The sequence below is a fragment of the Burkholderia aenigmatica genome (assembly GCF_048627025.1).
Lineage (GTDB): Bacteria > Pseudomonadota > Gammaproteobacteria > Burkholderiales > Burkholderiaceae > Burkholderia > Burkholderia aenigmatica.
The window spans coordinates 2949110-2965146 of sequence record NZ_CP184468.1; the positions used below are offsets into that span (position 1 = coordinate 2949110).

Genomic DNA, 16037 nt, shown 5'->3' on the forward strand with positions numbered 1-16037 from the left:
CGCGTCGCAAGCGGCGGGCGCCGGTCAAGATACTTGGCTGTATTCGATTCAACGAACAAACGGAGAATCCAAATGTTCTGGGAAAAGAAGCTGGCACAGTGGGCGGACGAAGTACGGGCGAAAGCGAACATACCGGCGCGCCTCGTGCTGTGGAACGGCGATCAACTCGATTTCGGCACCTTCAGCGCGCCGCAGGTCACGTTGAAGGTCAACAGCGCGTCGGCGTTGCCGCTGTTGCTCGAACCAAGCCTCGACAATCTCGGCGAGGCGTACGTGAAGGGCAAGATCGACATCGAGGGCAAGCTGTCGGACATCATCAACATCGGCTACTCGCTCGCGCGCAACACGGTGACGAGCGCGAGCAAGCTGGCGCGCGTGAAGCGCTACTTCAATCACTCGAAGAGCACCGACAAGAAGGCGATCCAGTATCACTACGACGTCTCGAACGAGTTCTACCAGCTGTGGCTCGACGAGAACATGGTGTACTCGTGCGCGTACTTCGAGAACGGTGACGAGGATCTCGCCACCGCGCAGATCAAGAAGATCGACCACATCCTGACGAAGATCCGGCTCCAGCCCGGCCAGCGCCTGCTCGACATCGGCTGCGGCTGGGGTGCGCTCGTGCTGCGCGCCGCGCAGAAGTTCGGCGCGCAGTGCCTCGGCGTCACGCTGTCGCAGAATCAGTTCGACCTCGCGACCGCGCGCGTGAAGGCCGCCGGGCTGGAAGACAAAATCGAGATCCGGCTGCAGGACTACCGCGAGATCGACGGCCAGTTCGACCGCATCACGAGCGTGGGGATGTTCGAGCACGTCGGACGCAAGAACCTGCCGCTCTATTTCTCGCGCGTGCACGACCTGCTCGCCGACGACGGCATCGCGATGAACCACGGGATCACGTCGACCGACGCGGAAAGCGGCGAGACGGCGCTCGGCGGCGGCGAGTTCATCGACCGCTACGTGTTCCCGGACGGCGAGCTGCCGCACATCAGCCTCGCGCTCGAAGCCGCGCAGCGCGGCGGACTCGAAGCGATTGACGTCGAAAGCCTGCGACGGCACTATGCGCGCACGCTCGACATCTGGACGGAAAACTTCGAGGCGAAAGCGGAAGCCGCGCGACAACTCGTCGACGACGAAAAATTCCGCATCTGGCGCGTGTATCTCGCCGGCTGCGCGTATGCGTTCGAGCACGACGACGTGTCGATCTTCCAGATCGTGTGCCGCAAGGCCGGGCAGAGCGCAAAAACGCTGCCGTGGTCGCGGCGCTATATGTACGAACACGCGCTGCCGCGCTAGGCGGCGCCTCACGCTGGGCATGCATGGGTGACGGCAGGACGCGGCGCAAGGCGCCGCCGGAACGACAGCAGCACGACGACGCGGATGCGCCGCACGCCGACGGGCAATTCGACCTGTTCGGCGTGCCGGCCGACGCTGCACGCGCGTCGCCCGAGGACGATGGCCGGCCTGCCGACACCGACGAGCACGTGACACCGGACGCGTCCGACGACGCGCAGCCGGCACCGCGCACCCACTCCCGTTCTTCAGACGAAACCCCGCCCGCCGCTTCCGGCCAGCTGTGGGACGAACCGTCCCCGCCCGCCGCACCGCCGAAGAAAGGCCGGCGCCGGCGCGGCGTGCTGCCCGCCCCGATCGCGCCGGATGTAGCCGACGCAGCGGCCGGCCTGCCGCCGAATGTCCGGCTCGGCACGTCGTCGTGGTATTTCCCCGGTTGGGACGGCATCGTCTACGACGGCGATTTCGCGCAGACCAAGCTGTCACGCGAAGGGCTCGAAGCATATGGCGCGCATCCGCTGCTGAAGAGCGTGAGCCTCGACCGGTCGTTCTACGGCCCGCTGTCGGTGGCCGACTACCTGCGCTACGCGCAGCAGGTGCCCGACGATTTCCGCTTCGTCGTGAAGGCGCCGGCCTCCGTGACCGATGCGGTGATCCGCGGCCGGCGCGGCGAACCGTCGGGGCCGAACCCGACCTTCCTCGACGCGGCGCTCGCCACCCGCGAATTCGTGCAGCCTTGCCTCGAAGGGCTCGGCCGGAAAGCCGGCGTGCTCGTGTTCCAGTTCTCGCCGCTGCCCGATCAGTTGCTTGCCCAGCCGGCCGCGCTGATCGACCGGCTGGCCGCGTTCTTCGCGGCGCTGCCGCCGCTGCCGCCGGAAGTCGACGGCACCCGCTATGCGATCGAGATTCGCGACGCGAGCCTGCTCACGCCGCGCTTCATCCGCGCGCTCGCCGCGCTCGGCGTGCGCTACTGCGTCGGCCTGCACGCACGGATGCCCGACCCGCTGCGCCAGGCGGCCGCGCTCGCGCTGCTCGACGGCGACGCGCCGGGCCCGCTGATCGTGCGCTGGAGCCTGCACGGCGGCTTCAAGTATGAACAGGCGAAAGCGAAGTACGAGCCGTTCGACAAGCTCGTCGACGAGGATCCGGCCACGCGCTCGGCGCTCGCCGAACTGGCCGCGCGCTATGCGCTGGCCGGGCAGCCGGTGATCATCACGATCAACAACAAGGCGGAAGGCTCCGCGCCGCTGTCGTGCATCGCGCTCGCGCGCGAGATCGCCGCCGCGTGCGCGCAGTGGCGCAACGAGGCGGCTTGATACCGGCTTGAAACCGGCCGGCGCCGGCCGCGCTTACGCGCCGCGCAGCGACTTCAGCCGGTGCGAGAACTTCTGCCGGAATTTCGCGAGCTTCGGCCCGATCACGACCGAGCAGTAGCCCTGCCCCGGGTTACGCGCGTAATAGTTCTGGTGATAGTCCTCGGCCGGCCAGTAGTTGTCGTCGAGCGGCACGACCTGCGTGACGATCGGCTGCCCGAACACCTGCTCGCGCTCCAGCACGCGGATCACGTCGAGCGCCGTGTCGCGCTGCGCATCCGAATGCGTGAACACGACCGAACGGTACTGCGTGCCGACGTCGTTGCCCTGCCGGTTCAACTGGGTCGGATCGTGCGTCGCGAAGAAGATCTCGAGGATCTCGCGATAGCCGATGCGCGCCGGATCGAACGTCACGTTGACGACTTCCGCGTGGCCCGTGTCGCCTTCGCAGATGTCGCGATAGCCGGGATTGCGCGTATGGCCGCCCGCATAGCCCGACTGGACGGCCGTCACGCCGTCGACGTCGAGGAACACCGCCTCCGTGCACCAGAAGCACCCGCCGCCCACAGTCGCGGTTTCAAGCATTTCGTTCCCCATGAAATCAGCCCCTCGTTGATGACGGCAGCCGGCACGCATGCGCCGGCGCCATCGTTACGCATCGCCGCTGCCCGCGCAGGATGCGGGGCGCAGCGGCACTTCGACAAGTATCTCACTCGCGTGCGAACCCGGCCGATTGGACAGGTACCGCGCGCGAACGGCACACCCTTTTCTCGTCTACACTGAGGCACGCGCGAACCCGACGGCAAACCCGTCGCGCCGCGCATCGCGTCCGATGCATGCCCGACCCTGATGCAAACATCATCTGCCGGAACATCGATATGCACGCCTCAACAGAAATCACCCTCGTCACCCGCCCCGCCGTTGCCGCGTCGCGGGCTGCCGCTTCGACTGCGCCATCACCCTGCCGTGCCCCCGTGTTGCGCCAGGTGCGGCGAGCCGGCCCATCGCCTTTATCCGCTTTCACGATCTGATGCACGGCGCTGCACGTGTCGCCGACGCGTGCATCCGCCAGCCGATCGCTCCCGCCGGCGTGTCGCGCGCCGCGCGGCCACCCCGGCCCGCACGTCCGCAACGAACGGCCATGCGGCCACGATCCGACACCATCGAGAGGGCATCACCATGAGCATGCGGCCTGACCCGACGTTTCACGCTTCGCCCGAGCTTGCGATGCAGGCGCCGGCGGAAGAGTTTGCCTATACGTTGTTGCTGAGCCCCGATTTTTCCAGACCCGACGCGCTCGCCGTGATCGACGTGAAGCCCGGCTCGTCGACCTACGGAAAAATCGTGCACACGGTCACGATGCCGAACACCGGCGACGAGTTTCACCACTTCGGCTGGAATGCCTGTTCGTCGTCGCTGTCGCCGCTCACGGGCCACGCGTTTCTCGAGCGCCGCTTCCTGATCATCCCGGGCCTGCGCTCGTCGCGCATCTACGTGATCGACACGAAGCCGCACCCGACGCAGGCGCGCATCCACAAGATCGTCGAACCCGGCGAGATCTTCGCAAAGACCGGCTACTCGCGCCCGCACACCGTGCATTGCGGCCCCGAGGGCATCTACGTGAGCACGCTCGGCGGCGCGGGCAAGGACGGCACCGACGGCGCGCCCGGCATCTTCATCATGGATTGCGAAACCTTCGACGTGCTCGGCCGCTGGGAGATCGACCGCGGCCCGCAGGACAAGCATTACGACTTCTGGTGGAACCTGCCGCGCGACTACATGGTGTCGAGCGAATGGGCGCTGCCGCCGCAGTTCGAGAACGGCATCGTCCCCGAGGACCTGCTCGCGAACAAATACGGGCACCGGCTGCATTTCTGGGACCTGCGCGCGCGGCGCAACGTGCAGACGATCGATCTCGGCGCGAATCACCAGATGGCGCTCGAGGTGCGGCCCGCGCACGACCCGGTGCGCGAATACGGGTTCGTCGGCGTCGTGGTCGACACGACGAATCTCGAAGGCTCGATCTGGACCTGGTGGCGCGAAGGCGGCCAGTTCCATGTGAAGAAGACGGCGACGATCCCGGCCGAGCCGGCCGCGGCCGACGAACTGCCGCCGCTGCTCAAGGGATTCGGCGCCGTGCCGCCGCTCGTGACCGACATCGACCTGTCGCTCGACGACCGCTTCCTCTACGTATCGTGCTGGGGCACCGGCGAGATGCGCCAGTACGACGTGTCGGATCCGCACCACCCGGTGCTCGCGGGGTCGGTGCGCATCGGCGGCATCGTGCGCCGCGCGCCGCACACGAACGGCCGCGCGTTCGCCGGCGGCCCGCAAATGGTCGAGATCAGCCGCGACGGGAAGCGCGTGTACTGGACCAACTCGCTCTATTCGACGTGGGACGACCAGTTCTACCCGGACGGCGTGCCGGCCGCGCAGGTACTCGCGCATGTGGGGCCGGAAGGCGGGCTGACGCTCGCCAACGACTACTGGGTCGAGTTCCCCGACGGCTATCGCGCGCACCAGATCCGGCTCGAAGGCGGCGACTGCTCGACCGACTCGTTCTGCTATCCGTCGGTCAAGCGTTGAACGCCAGCCTTCACGCCCCGCTCGCGCTGTGGGCGGCCGTGCTCGCGAGCGGGGTGTATCACGGGCTCAACCCCGCGATGGGCTGGCCGCTCGCGGTGTCGAACGCGCTGATGACGCGCCGCGGCGGCGCGCTCGTCGCGGCGCTCGGCTATCTCGCACTCGGCCATGCGCTCGCGGTCTTCACGGTGATGCTGCCGTTCGGGCTGCTCGCCGCGCTGCTCGCGTGGCAAACGGCGATCCGGATCGGCGCGAGCGCGCTCGTGATCGGCTTCGGCGCCGTGCTGCTGATCCGGCGCCGGCATCCGCGCGCGCTCGCGCGGATTCCGCCCGCCCGGCTCGGCCTGTGGTCGTTCGCGGTCGCGATCGCGCATGGCGCGGGGCTGATGCTGGTGCCGATCTACCTCGGGTTGTGCGGGCTCGACCGGGACGCCGGCCACCGCGCGGCGGCCACGCTCGTCGATGCGCATCTCGGGATGGCGCTGGTCGTCGCGGCCGTGCATGCGATCGCGATGATCGGCGCCGGCGGCGGGCTCGCGTGGCTCGTGTACCGCTATCTCGGGCTGAAATTCGTGTCGCGGAGCTGGTTCAATCTCGATGCCGTGTGGGCGTCGAGTCTGATCGTGACGGGCGCGCTGTCGCTCGGACTGGCGGCGGCGCGATAGCGCGGGTATCGATGACCTGGGGTGACGCCGCCGTACCGGCCAGCGCAGCGACACTGCACAAGAAACGCGACAGAACGGCCGGGGTGGACGCACGCAATCGCGCATCCGGCAGCGCGCGCAGTGTTCGCTACGTCACCCTATCGCCGCATTGCGCCGCCTGGCCGGGCCCGGCGGCCCCGATTCCGCTAAAATCGGGCCATGCGCACCACTTCCGCTCCGACCGCCTTGTCGCCTTTCGTCCACCCCGCCCGTTGCACCCGCCGCGCGCCGTGCCCGCCCGTTTCGTTCCGGATGGCCGCCCGATGAGCCGCGCCACTCCGCCGGATTTCGACGTGACCGCGTTCCGCCAGGCACTCGGCCAGTTCGCGACGGGCGTGACCGTCATCACGACACAGGCGCCGTCCGGGCAGCTGATCGGCATCACCGCGAGTTCGTTCAACTCGGTGTCGCTCGATCCGCCGCTCGTGCTATGGAGCCTCGCGCACAAATCGGCATCGACGCCGGTGTTCCGCGGCAACAGCCATTACGTGGTGAACGTGCTCGCCGCGTCGCAGCTCGACCTGTGCAAGCGCTTCTCGAGCTACAAGGGCGACCGCTTCGAAGGGATCGCGCATGCGGCCGGTAACTCCGGGATGCCGGTGCTCGACGGCGCGCTCGCGTGGTTCGAGTGCCACAACCGCAGCCGCTACGACGAAGGCGATCACGTGATCTTCGTCGGCGAAGTGGAGCGTTGCGGCGTCCGCGTGCCGAACGCCGAAGCGCCGCTCGTGTTCCACGGCGGCGGCTTCCACGGCCTTACACCGCTTTGATCGCCCCCGTGCGCGCCAGCCCGACCGGCGCGCCGGCTTCATCCTTCAGCGTCTGCAGCACGATGTTCGAACGGATGTCCATCACGCCCGGCGCCTTGTAGAGCCGGTTCAGCACGAAATCCGAATAGTGCTTGAGGTTGTGCGCGAGCACGCGCAGCAGATAGTGGCTTTCGCCGGTCACGACGAACGCACCGACCACCTCCGGCCATTCGCGCAGCGCTTCCGCGAAGCGCTCGTGCCATTGATTTTCTTCGTTGCGCATCGACACCTGAACGAACGCCTCGAGCTCGAAGCCGAGCTTCTCGCGGCTCAGGCACGCGCGATAGTGCTCGATCACGCCCTGCTCCTCGAGCAGGCGCATGCGGCGCAGACAGGCGGATGGCGAAAGCGAAATCCGTTCCGCCAGATCGAGATTGCTGATTCTGCCCTCTTCCTGCAGTACCGCCAGAATCCGGCAGTCGGTGGCATCGAGCGTGATCGCGTGCATTTTTGGTCCCCGTTTTCCCTCTGAGTCGAATTATCTGCCAATCCGGCGGATTGTCCATGTTTATTTCGCAAGCACTTTCTACGAGCGTCCACCTATCATTCGAAGGATCGACTCACCGAATCGTCATGCCATGGACACCCTCTGGGACATCTCGCCGCCTGTCAGCCCCGCCACCCCCGTGTGGCCGGGCGATACGCCGGTTTCCGTCGAACGCGTGTGGCGGATGGAGGCCGGCTCGCCGGTCAACGTCGCGCGCCTGACGCTGTCGCCGCACACGGGCGCGCACTGCGACGCACCGCTGCACTACGACGCCGACGGCGCGCCGATCGGCGCCGTGCCGCTCGATACCTACCTCGGCCCATGCCGCGTGATCCATTGCATCGGCGCATCGCCGGTCGTGCAGCCGGCCGATGTCGCGGCCGCGCTCGACGGCGTACCGCCGCGCGTGTTGCTGCGCACCTATGCGCAGGCGCCGCTCGCGCAATGGGATACCGGCTTCTGCGCGGTCGCGCCGGACACCATCGACCTGCTGGCCGCGCACGGCGTAAAGCTGATCGGCATCGATACGCCGTCGCTCGACCCGCAGGAATCGAAGACGATGGATGCGCATCACCGCGTGCGCGCGCACCGGATGGCGATCCTCGAAGGCATCGTGCTCGACGACGTGCCGCCCGGCGACTACGAACTGATCGCACTGCCGCTGAAATTCGCGACGCTCGACGCGAGCCCCGTGCGCGCGGTGCTGCGCGCGCTCCCCGCGCGTGCCTCCTGATTACCCCGACTGACGACCCACATCATGATCAAGACCCGTGAAGACGCGCTCGCGCTCGACCGCGACGATCCGCTCGCCCCGCTGCGCGACCAGTTCTCCCTGCCCGACGGCGTGATCTACCTCGACGGCAACTCGCTCGGCGCGCAGCCGAGCGCGTCGGCCGCCCGCGCGCAGCAGGTAATCGGCGCCGAATGGGGCGAAGGCCTGATCCGCAGCTGGAACACGGCTGGCTGGTTCGCGCTGCCGCGCCGTCTCGGCGACAAGCTCGCGACGCTGATCGGCGGCGCCCCCGGCGAGACGGTCGTGACCGACACGATCTCGATCAACCTGTTCAAGCTGCTGTCGGCGATGGTGCGCCATCAGGCCGAGCGCGCGCCCGAGCGCCGCGTGATCGTGTCGGAACGCTCGAACTTCCCGACCGACCTGTATATCGCGCAGGGGCTGATCGAACAGCTCGGCGGCGACTACGAACTGCGCCTGATCGACGACCCGGCCGACCTGCCCGACGCACTCGGCGCGGACACGGCCGTCGCGATGATCACGCACGTGAACTACCGCACCGGCTACATGCACGACATGCCGGCCGTCACGCAGCTCGTGCACGACGCGGGCGCGCTGATGCTGTGGGATCTCGCGCACTCGGCCGGCGCGGTGCCGGTCGACCTGAACGGCGCGCGCGCGGACGGCGCGGTGGGCTGCACGTACAAGTACCTGAACGGCGGCCCCGGCTCGCCCGCCTTCGTGTGGGTGCCGCAGCGCCATCACGCGCATTTCTCGCAGCCGCTGTCCGGCTGGTGGGGCCACCGCGCACCGTTCGCGATGCAGCCGGGCTTCGCGCCCGATCCGGGCATCGCGCGCTTCCTGTGCGGCACGCAGCCGATCGTGTCGATGTCGATGGTCGAATGCGGGCTCGACGTGTTCTTGCAGACCGACATGCACGCGATCCGCCGCAAGTCGCTCGCGCTGACCGACGCGTTCATCGCGCTCGTCGAAGCGCGCTGCGCGGGCCTGTCGCTGAAGCTCGTCACGCCGCGCGCGCATCACCAGCGCGGCTCGCAGGCGAGCTTCGAACATCCGCACGGCTACGAAGTGATGCAGGCGCTGATCGCGCGCGGCGTGATCGGCGACTACCGCGAACCGTACGTGCTGCGCTTCGGCTTCACGCCGCTCTATACGCGCTTCGCCGACGTGTGGGATGCCGTCGAGACGCTGCGCGACATCCTCGCCACCGACGCGTGGAAGGCGCCCGAGTTCGCCGAACGCGGCGCGGTGACCTGATCGGCCTCGCCCGGCGCGCGCAAGCCGCGCGCCGCGCCCCGTCATTCAAATCTGGAGATAGTCGTGAATTCTGGTCATATGCAGCCACCCGGCAACGACGCGCCGGCGGGCTGCCCGTTCTCGGGCGCACGCGCCGCGCATACGGCGCAACCGGCCCCGGCCGCGCACGAAACGTCGCACGTGCCCGGCGATGCCGGCTGGCACGACGCGCAGCTCGATTTCTCGAAGTCGATGAGCTATGGCGACTACCTGTCGCTGAATTCGATCCTCGACGCGCAGCATCCGCTGTCGCCCGATCACAACGAGATGCTGTTCATCATCCAGCATCAGACGAGCGAGCTGTGGATGAAGCTCGCGCTGTTCGAGCTGCGCGGCGCACTCGATGCGGTGCGCACCGACGCGCTGCCGCCGGCGTTCAAGATGCTCGCGCGCGTGTCGCGCATCCTCGAACAGCTCGTGCAGGCGTGGAACGTGCTGTCGACGATGACGCCGTCCGAATATTCGGCGATGCGGCCGTATCTCGGGCAGTCGTCGGGCTTCCAGTCGTACCAGTATCGGCAGCTCGAATTCCTGCTCGGCAACAAGAACGTGCAGATGCTGCAGCCGCATGCTCACCGGCCCGACATCCTCGAGCAAGTGCGTGCGACGCTCGAAGCGCCGTCGTTCTACGATGAAGTCGTGCGCCTGCTCGCGCGGCGCGGCTTCCCGATCGCGGCGGAGCGGCTCGAACGCGACTGGACGCAGCCGACCCGGCATGACGAGACGGTCGAAGCCGCGTGGCTCGAGGTGTACCGTCACCCGCAGCAGCACTGGGAGCTGTACGAGATGGCCGAGGAACTCGTCGATCTCGAGGATGCGTTCCGCCAGTGGCGCTTCCGTCACGTGACGACCGTCGAGCGCATCATCGGCTTCAAGCAGGGCACGGGCGGCACCAGCGGCGCGCCGTACCTGCGCAAGATGCTCGACGTCGTCCTGTTCCCCGAGCTCTGGCACGTGCGCACCACGCTGTAACGCACGACTCGCCCCTGGGCCCGCGCGCCGTCACGACGACGTGCGGGCCAGTTCCTCCCCTTCGCGCGGCTGCACCGCCGCGCGCGACAGTCGCGGAATATGCCGTCGCACGACGAGCAGCGCGACGCAGACCACCCCCATCGCGATCGCCAGCATCGTCAGGTAGGCCGTGGCGCCGCCCGTGGTGATCACGACCGCGCCCGCGAACGCGCTGAGGATCGCGCCGAGCCGGCCGAACGCGAGCGCGCTCGCGGTGCCCGTCGCGCGCACCGCGGTCGGGTAGATGTACGCGCAGAGCGCATACATCGTCGACTGCACCGCGTTGACGAACAATCCGTGCAGGCCGAGCCCGACGATCAGCCAGCCCGTGTGGCGGCTGGCATCGACGCCCATCAGCCACACCGCGCTCGCCGCGCCGCCGATGCTGCACAGCACGAGCGGCCAGCGCGACCCGGCATGCGCGATCGTCCATGCGCACAGCAGCGCGCCGATCACGCCGCCGAGGTTGTACGCGGTGAGCCCGGTACCCGCGACCGACACGCTCAGCCCGCTCGCCGCCAGCATCGTCGGCAGCCAGCTGAACGCCGCATAGACGGCGAGCAAGCACATGAAGAACGCGCACCACAGGGCGATCGTGTCGCGCGCCTGACCGCTCGCGAACAGCGCGCCGAAGCCGCCGCGGCCGCCTGCCGCGCGTGCATCTTTCAGATCGGTGAACACGGTGCCCGGCGCGACCGGCCGCTGCATCCTGGCGAGCAGCGCGCCGAGTTCCGGCCAGCGCGCAGGGCGCCGCGCGAGATAGCGCGGCGATTCGGGCAGCGCACGCACGAGCACGAAGCCGAGCACGAGCGGCAACGCACCACCCGCGAAGAACAGCCCGCGCCAGCCGTAGCGCGGCAGCACCTCGTGCGCGAACAGGCCGGCCAGCATTCCGCCGAGCGGCACGCAGACGATCGTCGCGGTCACCATCATCGTGCGGCGCCGCGCGGGCGTGTATTCGGCCGTCATCGTCGTGGCCGTCGGCAATGCACCGCCGATGCCGAGCCCCGCGACGAAGCGCAGCATCGCGATCGCCGTGACGTCCGGTGCGAAGCCGATCGCGCAGGTCGCGATGCCGAACAGGAACACGCTGCCGATCACGGCCTGGCGACGGCCGAAGCGATCCGCGACGATCCCCGCGCACGCGCTGCCGATCCCCATCCCGATCAGCCCGGCCGCCACCGCCGGCGCGAACGCGCCACGTGTGATGCCCCATTCGCGGATCAACACCGGAATCGCGAAGCCGATCAGCTGGCCGTCGAAGCCGTCGAGCACGATCGCGAGCGCGGCGAGCAGCACCACGCCGCGCTGCATCGTCGTGAACGGCCCGTCGTCGAGCGTCGCGCCGATGTCGACGGACGGCGACTGCAATCCGTCGCGCGTGCTCATGCGGCCTCCCGTGCGCCGCGCTGACGCGGCAACGTGCGCGCACGGCGCGCGGCAAGACAACGGCGTTCGATGGCTTTCATGGCGTCTCCGGTTGTCCGGGCTGCCGCGCAGTGGCGCGTGCCCGGATCTCGTGCTGCGCAGTCGGCCGGTGTCGACGCGTCGGCGGCGGCTCCGGTGTCTCGTCCAACCCGTCCCGATCCGGTGCCGTCGTCTGCGCGCGACGCGCCCGTATCGTCGTGCGGCGCAGGCAGCGCCGCCAGCCTGATGCTCAGTTCATCCGCGCGTCGATCAGCCTGACCAGTGCGAGCAGCGTTTCCGCATGCGGCACCGCGAAGCCCGCTTCGCGCGCGGCCGCGACGACCTTGCCGCTGATCGCGTCGATTTCCGTGCGACGGCCCGCGAGCACGTCCTGCAGCATCGACGGGCGATGGCCGCGATGCTCGCGGATCGCATGCTCGACGTTGCGCGCGATGCGCTCGCCGTCGACCGCGATGCCCTTCGCGCGCGCGACCGCCGCCGTCTCGGCGGCGATCGTCTGTGCGAGCCGCAGCCCGTCGTGGTGTTCGCCGAGCTGGTCGACCGTGCAACGTGTCACCGCGCACAGCGTGTTGAGCGCCGCATTGAACGCGACCTTCTCCCAGATCGCAGCCCACACGTCGTCATCGAGCGAGCACGCGAGCCCCGCGCGCGACAGTGCATCGGCGACGGCGGCCGCGAACATGCGCTCCGCGCCGTCGGCCGTCATCATCTTGATGACGCCCGCACCGTGCGAATGCACGTGGCCTGGCCCGGCAAGATCGGCGGGCCAGGTCGTGACGCCGACGAGAATGCGCTCGATCGGCACGAACGCATTCAACGTCTCGACGTTGCCCAGCCCGTTCTGCAGCGTCAGCACGTACGTGTAGGGGCTCAGCAGTGCGCGCACGCCGTCCAGCGCGTGGCGCGTGTGCAGCGACTTCGTGAAAACGATCAGCAGGTCGAACGGTGTGTCGGGCGATGCGGCTGCGTCCGCATTCGCGGCTTCCGGCCGCACGGCCTGCAACGTACGGATGGTGCGTTCACCACGATCGTCATCGATGCGCATCCCGTCACGGCGGATCGCATCGAGATGCGCGTCGTTCACGTCGATCAGCGTGACGGCCTCGCCGCTTTCGGCCAGCAGCCCGCCGAACAGCGAGCCCATCGCACCGGCGCCCAGAATCGCAATCCTCATCGTCGGCAGCCTCGTCAGAACGGATAGTGGCGCGGTGCGGTCTGCACCGTGATCCAGCGCAGGTCCGTGAACGCCGCGATGCCGGCCTTGCCGCCGAAGTGGCCGAAGCCGCTGTCCTTCACGCCGCCGAACGGCATCTGTGCCTCGTCGTGCACGGTCGGGCCGTTCACGTGGCAGATGCCCGATTCGATGCGTGCCGCGACGCGCATCGCACGCGCGACGTCGCGGCTGAACACGGCCGACGACAGCCCGAACGCGTTGTCGTTCGCGCAACGGATCGCGGCATCCTCGCCGTCGACGCGCACGATGCCCTTCACCGGGCCGAACGACTCTTCCGCATAGATGCGCATCGCCGGCGTGACATGGTCGAGCAGCGTGGCCGGGAACAACGTGCTGTCGGCCTCGCCGCCGCACACAAGTGTCGCGCCGTGCGCGAGCGCATCGTCGATCAGCGCGTTGCAGCGCTCGACGGCCTTCAGGTCGATCAGCGAACCGAGCACGACGGGCCCGTTGCGCGGGTCGCCGAGCGGCAGCGACGCGGCCTTGTCGGCGAGCTTCGCGACGAACGCGTCGGCGATCGATGCGTCGACCACGATGCGTTCGGTCGACATGCAGATCTGCCCGGAATTCGCGAACGCGCCGAACGCGGCCGCCGCGACCGCCGCGTCGAGATCGGCATCGTCGAGCACGACGAACGGCGCCTTGCCGCCGAGTTCCAGCACCGACGGCTTCAGGTGGCGCGCGCACGCTTCGGCGACGATCCGGCCGACGCGCGTCGAGCCCGTGAAATTCACGCGACGCACGGCCGGATGCGCGATCAAGGCATCGACGATGGCGCCCGCATCCTCGGGTGCGTTCGTCACGAAGTTGACGACGCCCGGCGGCAGGCCGGCCTCCTGCAGCGCCTCGACGATCAGCCCGTGCGTGACGGGACACAGCTCCGAGCCCTTCAGCACGACCGTGTTGCCGCACGCGAGCGGCAGCGCGAGCGAGCGTGTCGCGAGGATCACCGGCGCGTTCCACGGCGCGATGCCGAGCACGACGCCGGCCGGCTGCCGGACGCCCATCGCGAGCGAACCGGGCACGTCGGACGGGATCAGCTCGCCGCCGACCTGCGTGGTCAGCGACGCGGCCTCGACGAGCCCGCTCGCGGCAAGGTGCACGTTGAAGCCGGCCCACAGCGCGGAGGCGCCCGTCTCCGCCGCCATCGCGGCGACGAACTGCTCGTGCTTCGCTTCGAGCGCGGCGGCCGCCTTCAGCAGCAGCGCGCGGCGTGCGCCGGGGCCGAGCGCGGCCCAGTCGGGAAACGCACGGGCGGCCGCGTCGGCCGCCGCACGCGCATCGTCGACGGTACACGCGGGCGCTTCGGACGCGACTTCGCCATCAAGCGGGTTGCGGCGCACGAAGGTCGCGCCACTGGATGAATGGCGGCGTTCGCCGCCGATCAGCATCGCTACGGTTTGCATGAATTCTCCGGAAAGACGCGCAACGCGCGTCAGGCAATCTCGACTTCGACGACGACCGGCGTCGCGGCGCGCAGTGCGTCGGCCAGCGTGTCGCGCAGGTGCGCGGCAGCGGTCACGCGCACGCCGCGGCAACCCATCCCTTGCGCAAGCGCGACGAAATCCAGGTTCGGCAGATCGGTGCCCTGCACGGGGTCGTCCGGGCCGAAGCCGAACACCGGCGCGAAATCCTGCAGCGCCGCGTAACGGCGATTGTTCAGGATCACGAACGTGATCGGCAGCTTCAGTTGCGCGGCGCTCCACAACGCCTGAATCGAATACAGGCTCGAACCGTCGCCGATCAGCCCGATCACGCGCCGGCCCGGCTGCGCGAGCGCGACGCCGACGGCGGCCGGCATCCCGTAGCCGAGCCCGCCGCTGTCCATCGTGTAGAACGTGCCGCTGTGCGTGAACGGCAGGTGTTCCTGCATCACCGGCCGCGCGCTCGGCGCTTCCTCGACGACGATGTCGTGCGCGTCGCGCACGTCGGCGAGCGTCTGCAACGCGAACGCAACCGACATGCGCTCGCCGGCGGCGGGCGGCTCGACGCGCGCACGCGGCGGCCGCGGCGCGGGCATCGGCCGCTCGGGCGGCGCCGGGCGCGCGAGCAGGTCGCGCGCGGCGAGCCGCAGGTTGCCGACGACCGCGTCGCCCGACGGCGTCCACGCGGCGACGCCCGGATCGTCGACGAGCTGCACGAGCGTCGCACCGGGCGGCACGTGCGGGCCGAAGCCCTCGATGTGATAGGTGAACGCGGGGGCGCCGAACGCGAACACGAGGTCGTGCCCGTCGAGCCGCGCGACGATCTTCTCGCGGATCGCGGGCAGGAAACCGGCGAACAGCGGATGGTCCTCGGGGAAACTGCAGCGCCCCGACATCGGCGCGACGTACACGCGCGCCCGGTGCCGCTCGGCGAGCCGCACGACCTCGTCCCACGCACCGGCGCGATCGACGGCCGCACCGACCACGAACGCGGGACGCCGCGCGGTGTCGAGCGCGTCGCCGAGCCGTGCGAGCGCATCGGGATCGGGCCGCACGACGCTGCTGACGTCGCGGCGCGGCAGCAGCTCGGCCGGTTGATCCCAGTCGTCGACCGGGATCGACACGAACACGGGGCCGCGCGGTTCCTGCATCGCGATGCGGTACGCACGCGCGATCGCAGCCGGCACGTCCTGCGCGCGCGCGGGCTCGATGCTCCACTTCACGTACGGCTTCGGCAGCTCGGCGGCTTGCGTCGCGCCGAGAAACGGGTCGAACGGCAGGATCGCGCGTGCCTGCTGGCCCGCGGTGACGATCAGCGGCGTGCGGTTCTTGAAGGCGGTGAAGAGATTGCCCATCGCGTTGCCGACGCCGGCCGCCGAATGCAGGTTGACGACCGCCGCATTGCCGGTGGCCTGCGCATGGCCGTCGGCCATCCCGACCACGACGGCTTCATGCAAACCGAGCACGTAGCGGAAATCGTCGGGGAAGTCGCGGAACATCGGCAGCTCGGTCGAGCCGGGATTGCCGAACACGCGGTCGATGCCGAACTGGCGAAGCAGGTCGATCACGGCATCGCGAACGGTGATCGATGCGGCGGAAGGGGACGAATGGCCGGACATGCTCGGCGCTCCTCGGTGGCTTGGCGGTTTCCACAGTATCGAAGCGCAACCCATTCTCGGATACTGTATTTTCTGCGATAAGCCA

Annotated in this window: 14 protein-coding genes; 8 read left to right on the forward strand and 6 right to left on the reverse strand. The window is 69.0% G+C overall.

Annotation, left to right across the window (positions count from 1 at the left end; genetic code table 11):
• Window positions 1–72: 72 nt before the first annotated feature.
• On the forward strand, window positions 73–1293 hold the full coding sequence (locus ACN8ZM_RS13835; protein WP_043190098.1) for an SAM-dependent methyltransferase: 1221 nt from the start codon (window positions 73–75) through the stop codon (window positions 1291–1293).
• A gap of 23 nt (window positions 1294–1316) precedes the next feature.
• Entirely contained in the window at window positions 1317–2606 is a 1290-nt protein-coding gene (locus ACN8ZM_RS13840) for a DUF72 domain-containing protein (RefSeq protein WP_420210147.1), read from the forward strand.
• Between the two features lie 33 nt (window positions 2607–2639).
• Here the strand turns inward: ACN8ZM_RS13840 and msrA are convergent, their stop codons facing one another.
• Window positions 2640–3200: a peptide-methionine (S)-S-oxide reductase MsrA gene (gene msrA / locus ACN8ZM_RS13845; RefSeq protein ID WP_420210148.1), complete on the reverse strand. Its 561-nt coding sequence runs from the start codon at window positions 3198–3200 to the stop codon at window positions 2640–2642.
• Between the two features lie 582 nt (window positions 3201–3782).
• On the opposite strand from msrA, the gene ACN8ZM_RS13850 reads away from it, so the two are divergent.
• From ACN8ZM_RS13850 to ACN8ZM_RS13860, 3 genes are all read left to right on the forward strand, one after another.
• Window positions 3783–5189 carry a selenium-binding protein SBP56-related protein gene (locus tag ACN8ZM_RS13850; protein WP_043190107.1) on the forward strand — a complete coding sequence of 469 codons (1407 nt, stop codon included), beginning with the start codon at window positions 3783–3785 and terminating at the stop codon, window positions 5187–5189.
• Window positions 5186–5851 carry a hypothetical protein gene (locus ACN8ZM_RS13855; RefSeq protein ID WP_089451182.1) on the forward strand — a complete coding sequence of 222 codons (666 nt, stop codon included), beginning with the start codon at window positions 5186–5188 and terminating at the stop codon, window positions 5849–5851. Before ACN8ZM_RS13850 ends, ACN8ZM_RS13855 begins: the two co-directional genes overlap by 4 nt.
• Before the next feature lie 302 nt (window positions 5852–6153).
• Window positions 6154–6660: a flavin reductase family protein gene (locus ACN8ZM_RS13860; protein WP_043190113.1), complete on the forward strand. Its 507-nt coding sequence runs from the start codon at window positions 6154–6156 to the stop codon at window positions 6658–6660.
• On the opposite strand, the gene ACN8ZM_RS13865 is transcribed toward ACN8ZM_RS13860, so the two are convergent.
• Window positions 6647–7147 (reverse strand): Lrp/AsnC family transcriptional regulator, encoded by a 501-nt coding sequence (locus ACN8ZM_RS13865; protein ID WP_006477992.1) that lies wholly within the window; start codon window positions 7145–7147, stop codon window positions 6647–6649. The genes ACN8ZM_RS13860 and ACN8ZM_RS13865 overlap by 14 nt on opposite strands.
• A 130-nt stretch (window positions 7148–7277) precedes the next feature.
• On the opposite strand from ACN8ZM_RS13865, the gene kynB reads away from it, so the two are divergent.
• The 3 genes from kynB to kynA all read left to right on the forward strand — a co-directional run bounded on the left by kynB (window position 7278) and on the right by kynA (window position 10208).
• Window positions 7278–7919, forward strand: a complete 642-nt coding sequence (gene kynB / locus ACN8ZM_RS13870) for an arylformamidase (RefSeq protein WP_043190116.1) — start codon at window positions 7278–7280, stop codon at window positions 7917–7919.
• 24 nt (window positions 7920–7943) lie between these two features.
• Window positions 7944–9197, forward strand: a complete 1254-nt coding sequence (kynU, locus tag ACN8ZM_RS13875; RefSeq protein WP_420210149.1) for a kynureninase — start codon at window positions 7944–7946, stop codon at window positions 9195–9197.
• Window positions 9198–9275: 78 nt separating this feature from the next.
• Window positions 9276–10208 carry a tryptophan 2,3-dioxygenase gene (gene kynA, locus ACN8ZM_RS13880; protein ID WP_420211000.1) on the forward strand — a complete coding sequence of 311 codons (933 nt, stop codon included), beginning with the start codon at window positions 9276–9278 and terminating at the stop codon, window positions 10206–10208.
• 30 nt (window positions 10209–10238) lie between these two features.
• Here kynA and ACN8ZM_RS13885 read toward each other — a convergent pair whose 3' ends face one another.
• The 4 genes from ACN8ZM_RS13885 to mdlC all read right to left on the reverse strand — a co-directional run bounded on the left by ACN8ZM_RS13885 (window position 10239) and on the right by mdlC (window position 15952).
• Entirely contained in the window at window positions 10239–11636 is a 1398-nt protein-coding gene (locus tag ACN8ZM_RS13885) for an MFS transporter (RefSeq protein WP_420210150.1), read from the reverse strand.
• A gap of 268 nt (window positions 11637–11904) precedes the next feature.
• Complete coding sequence (locus ACN8ZM_RS13890; protein WP_420210151.1) at window positions 11905–12849, reverse strand: ketopantoate reductase family protein; 945 nt, start codon at window positions 12847–12849, stop codon at window positions 11905–11907.
• 14 nt (window positions 12850–12863) lie between these two features.
• Complete coding sequence (locus tag ACN8ZM_RS13895) at window positions 12864–14315, reverse strand: aldehyde dehydrogenase (protein ID WP_420210152.1); 1452 nt, start codon at window positions 14313–14315, stop codon at window positions 12864–12866.
• Window positions 14316–14344: 29 nt separating this feature from the next.
• On the reverse strand, window positions 14345–15952 hold the full coding sequence (mdlC, locus tag ACN8ZM_RS13900; RefSeq protein ID WP_420210153.1) for a benzoylformate decarboxylase: 1608 nt from the start codon (window positions 15950–15952) through the stop codon (window positions 14345–14347).
• Window positions 15953–16037 lie beyond the last annotated feature (85 nt).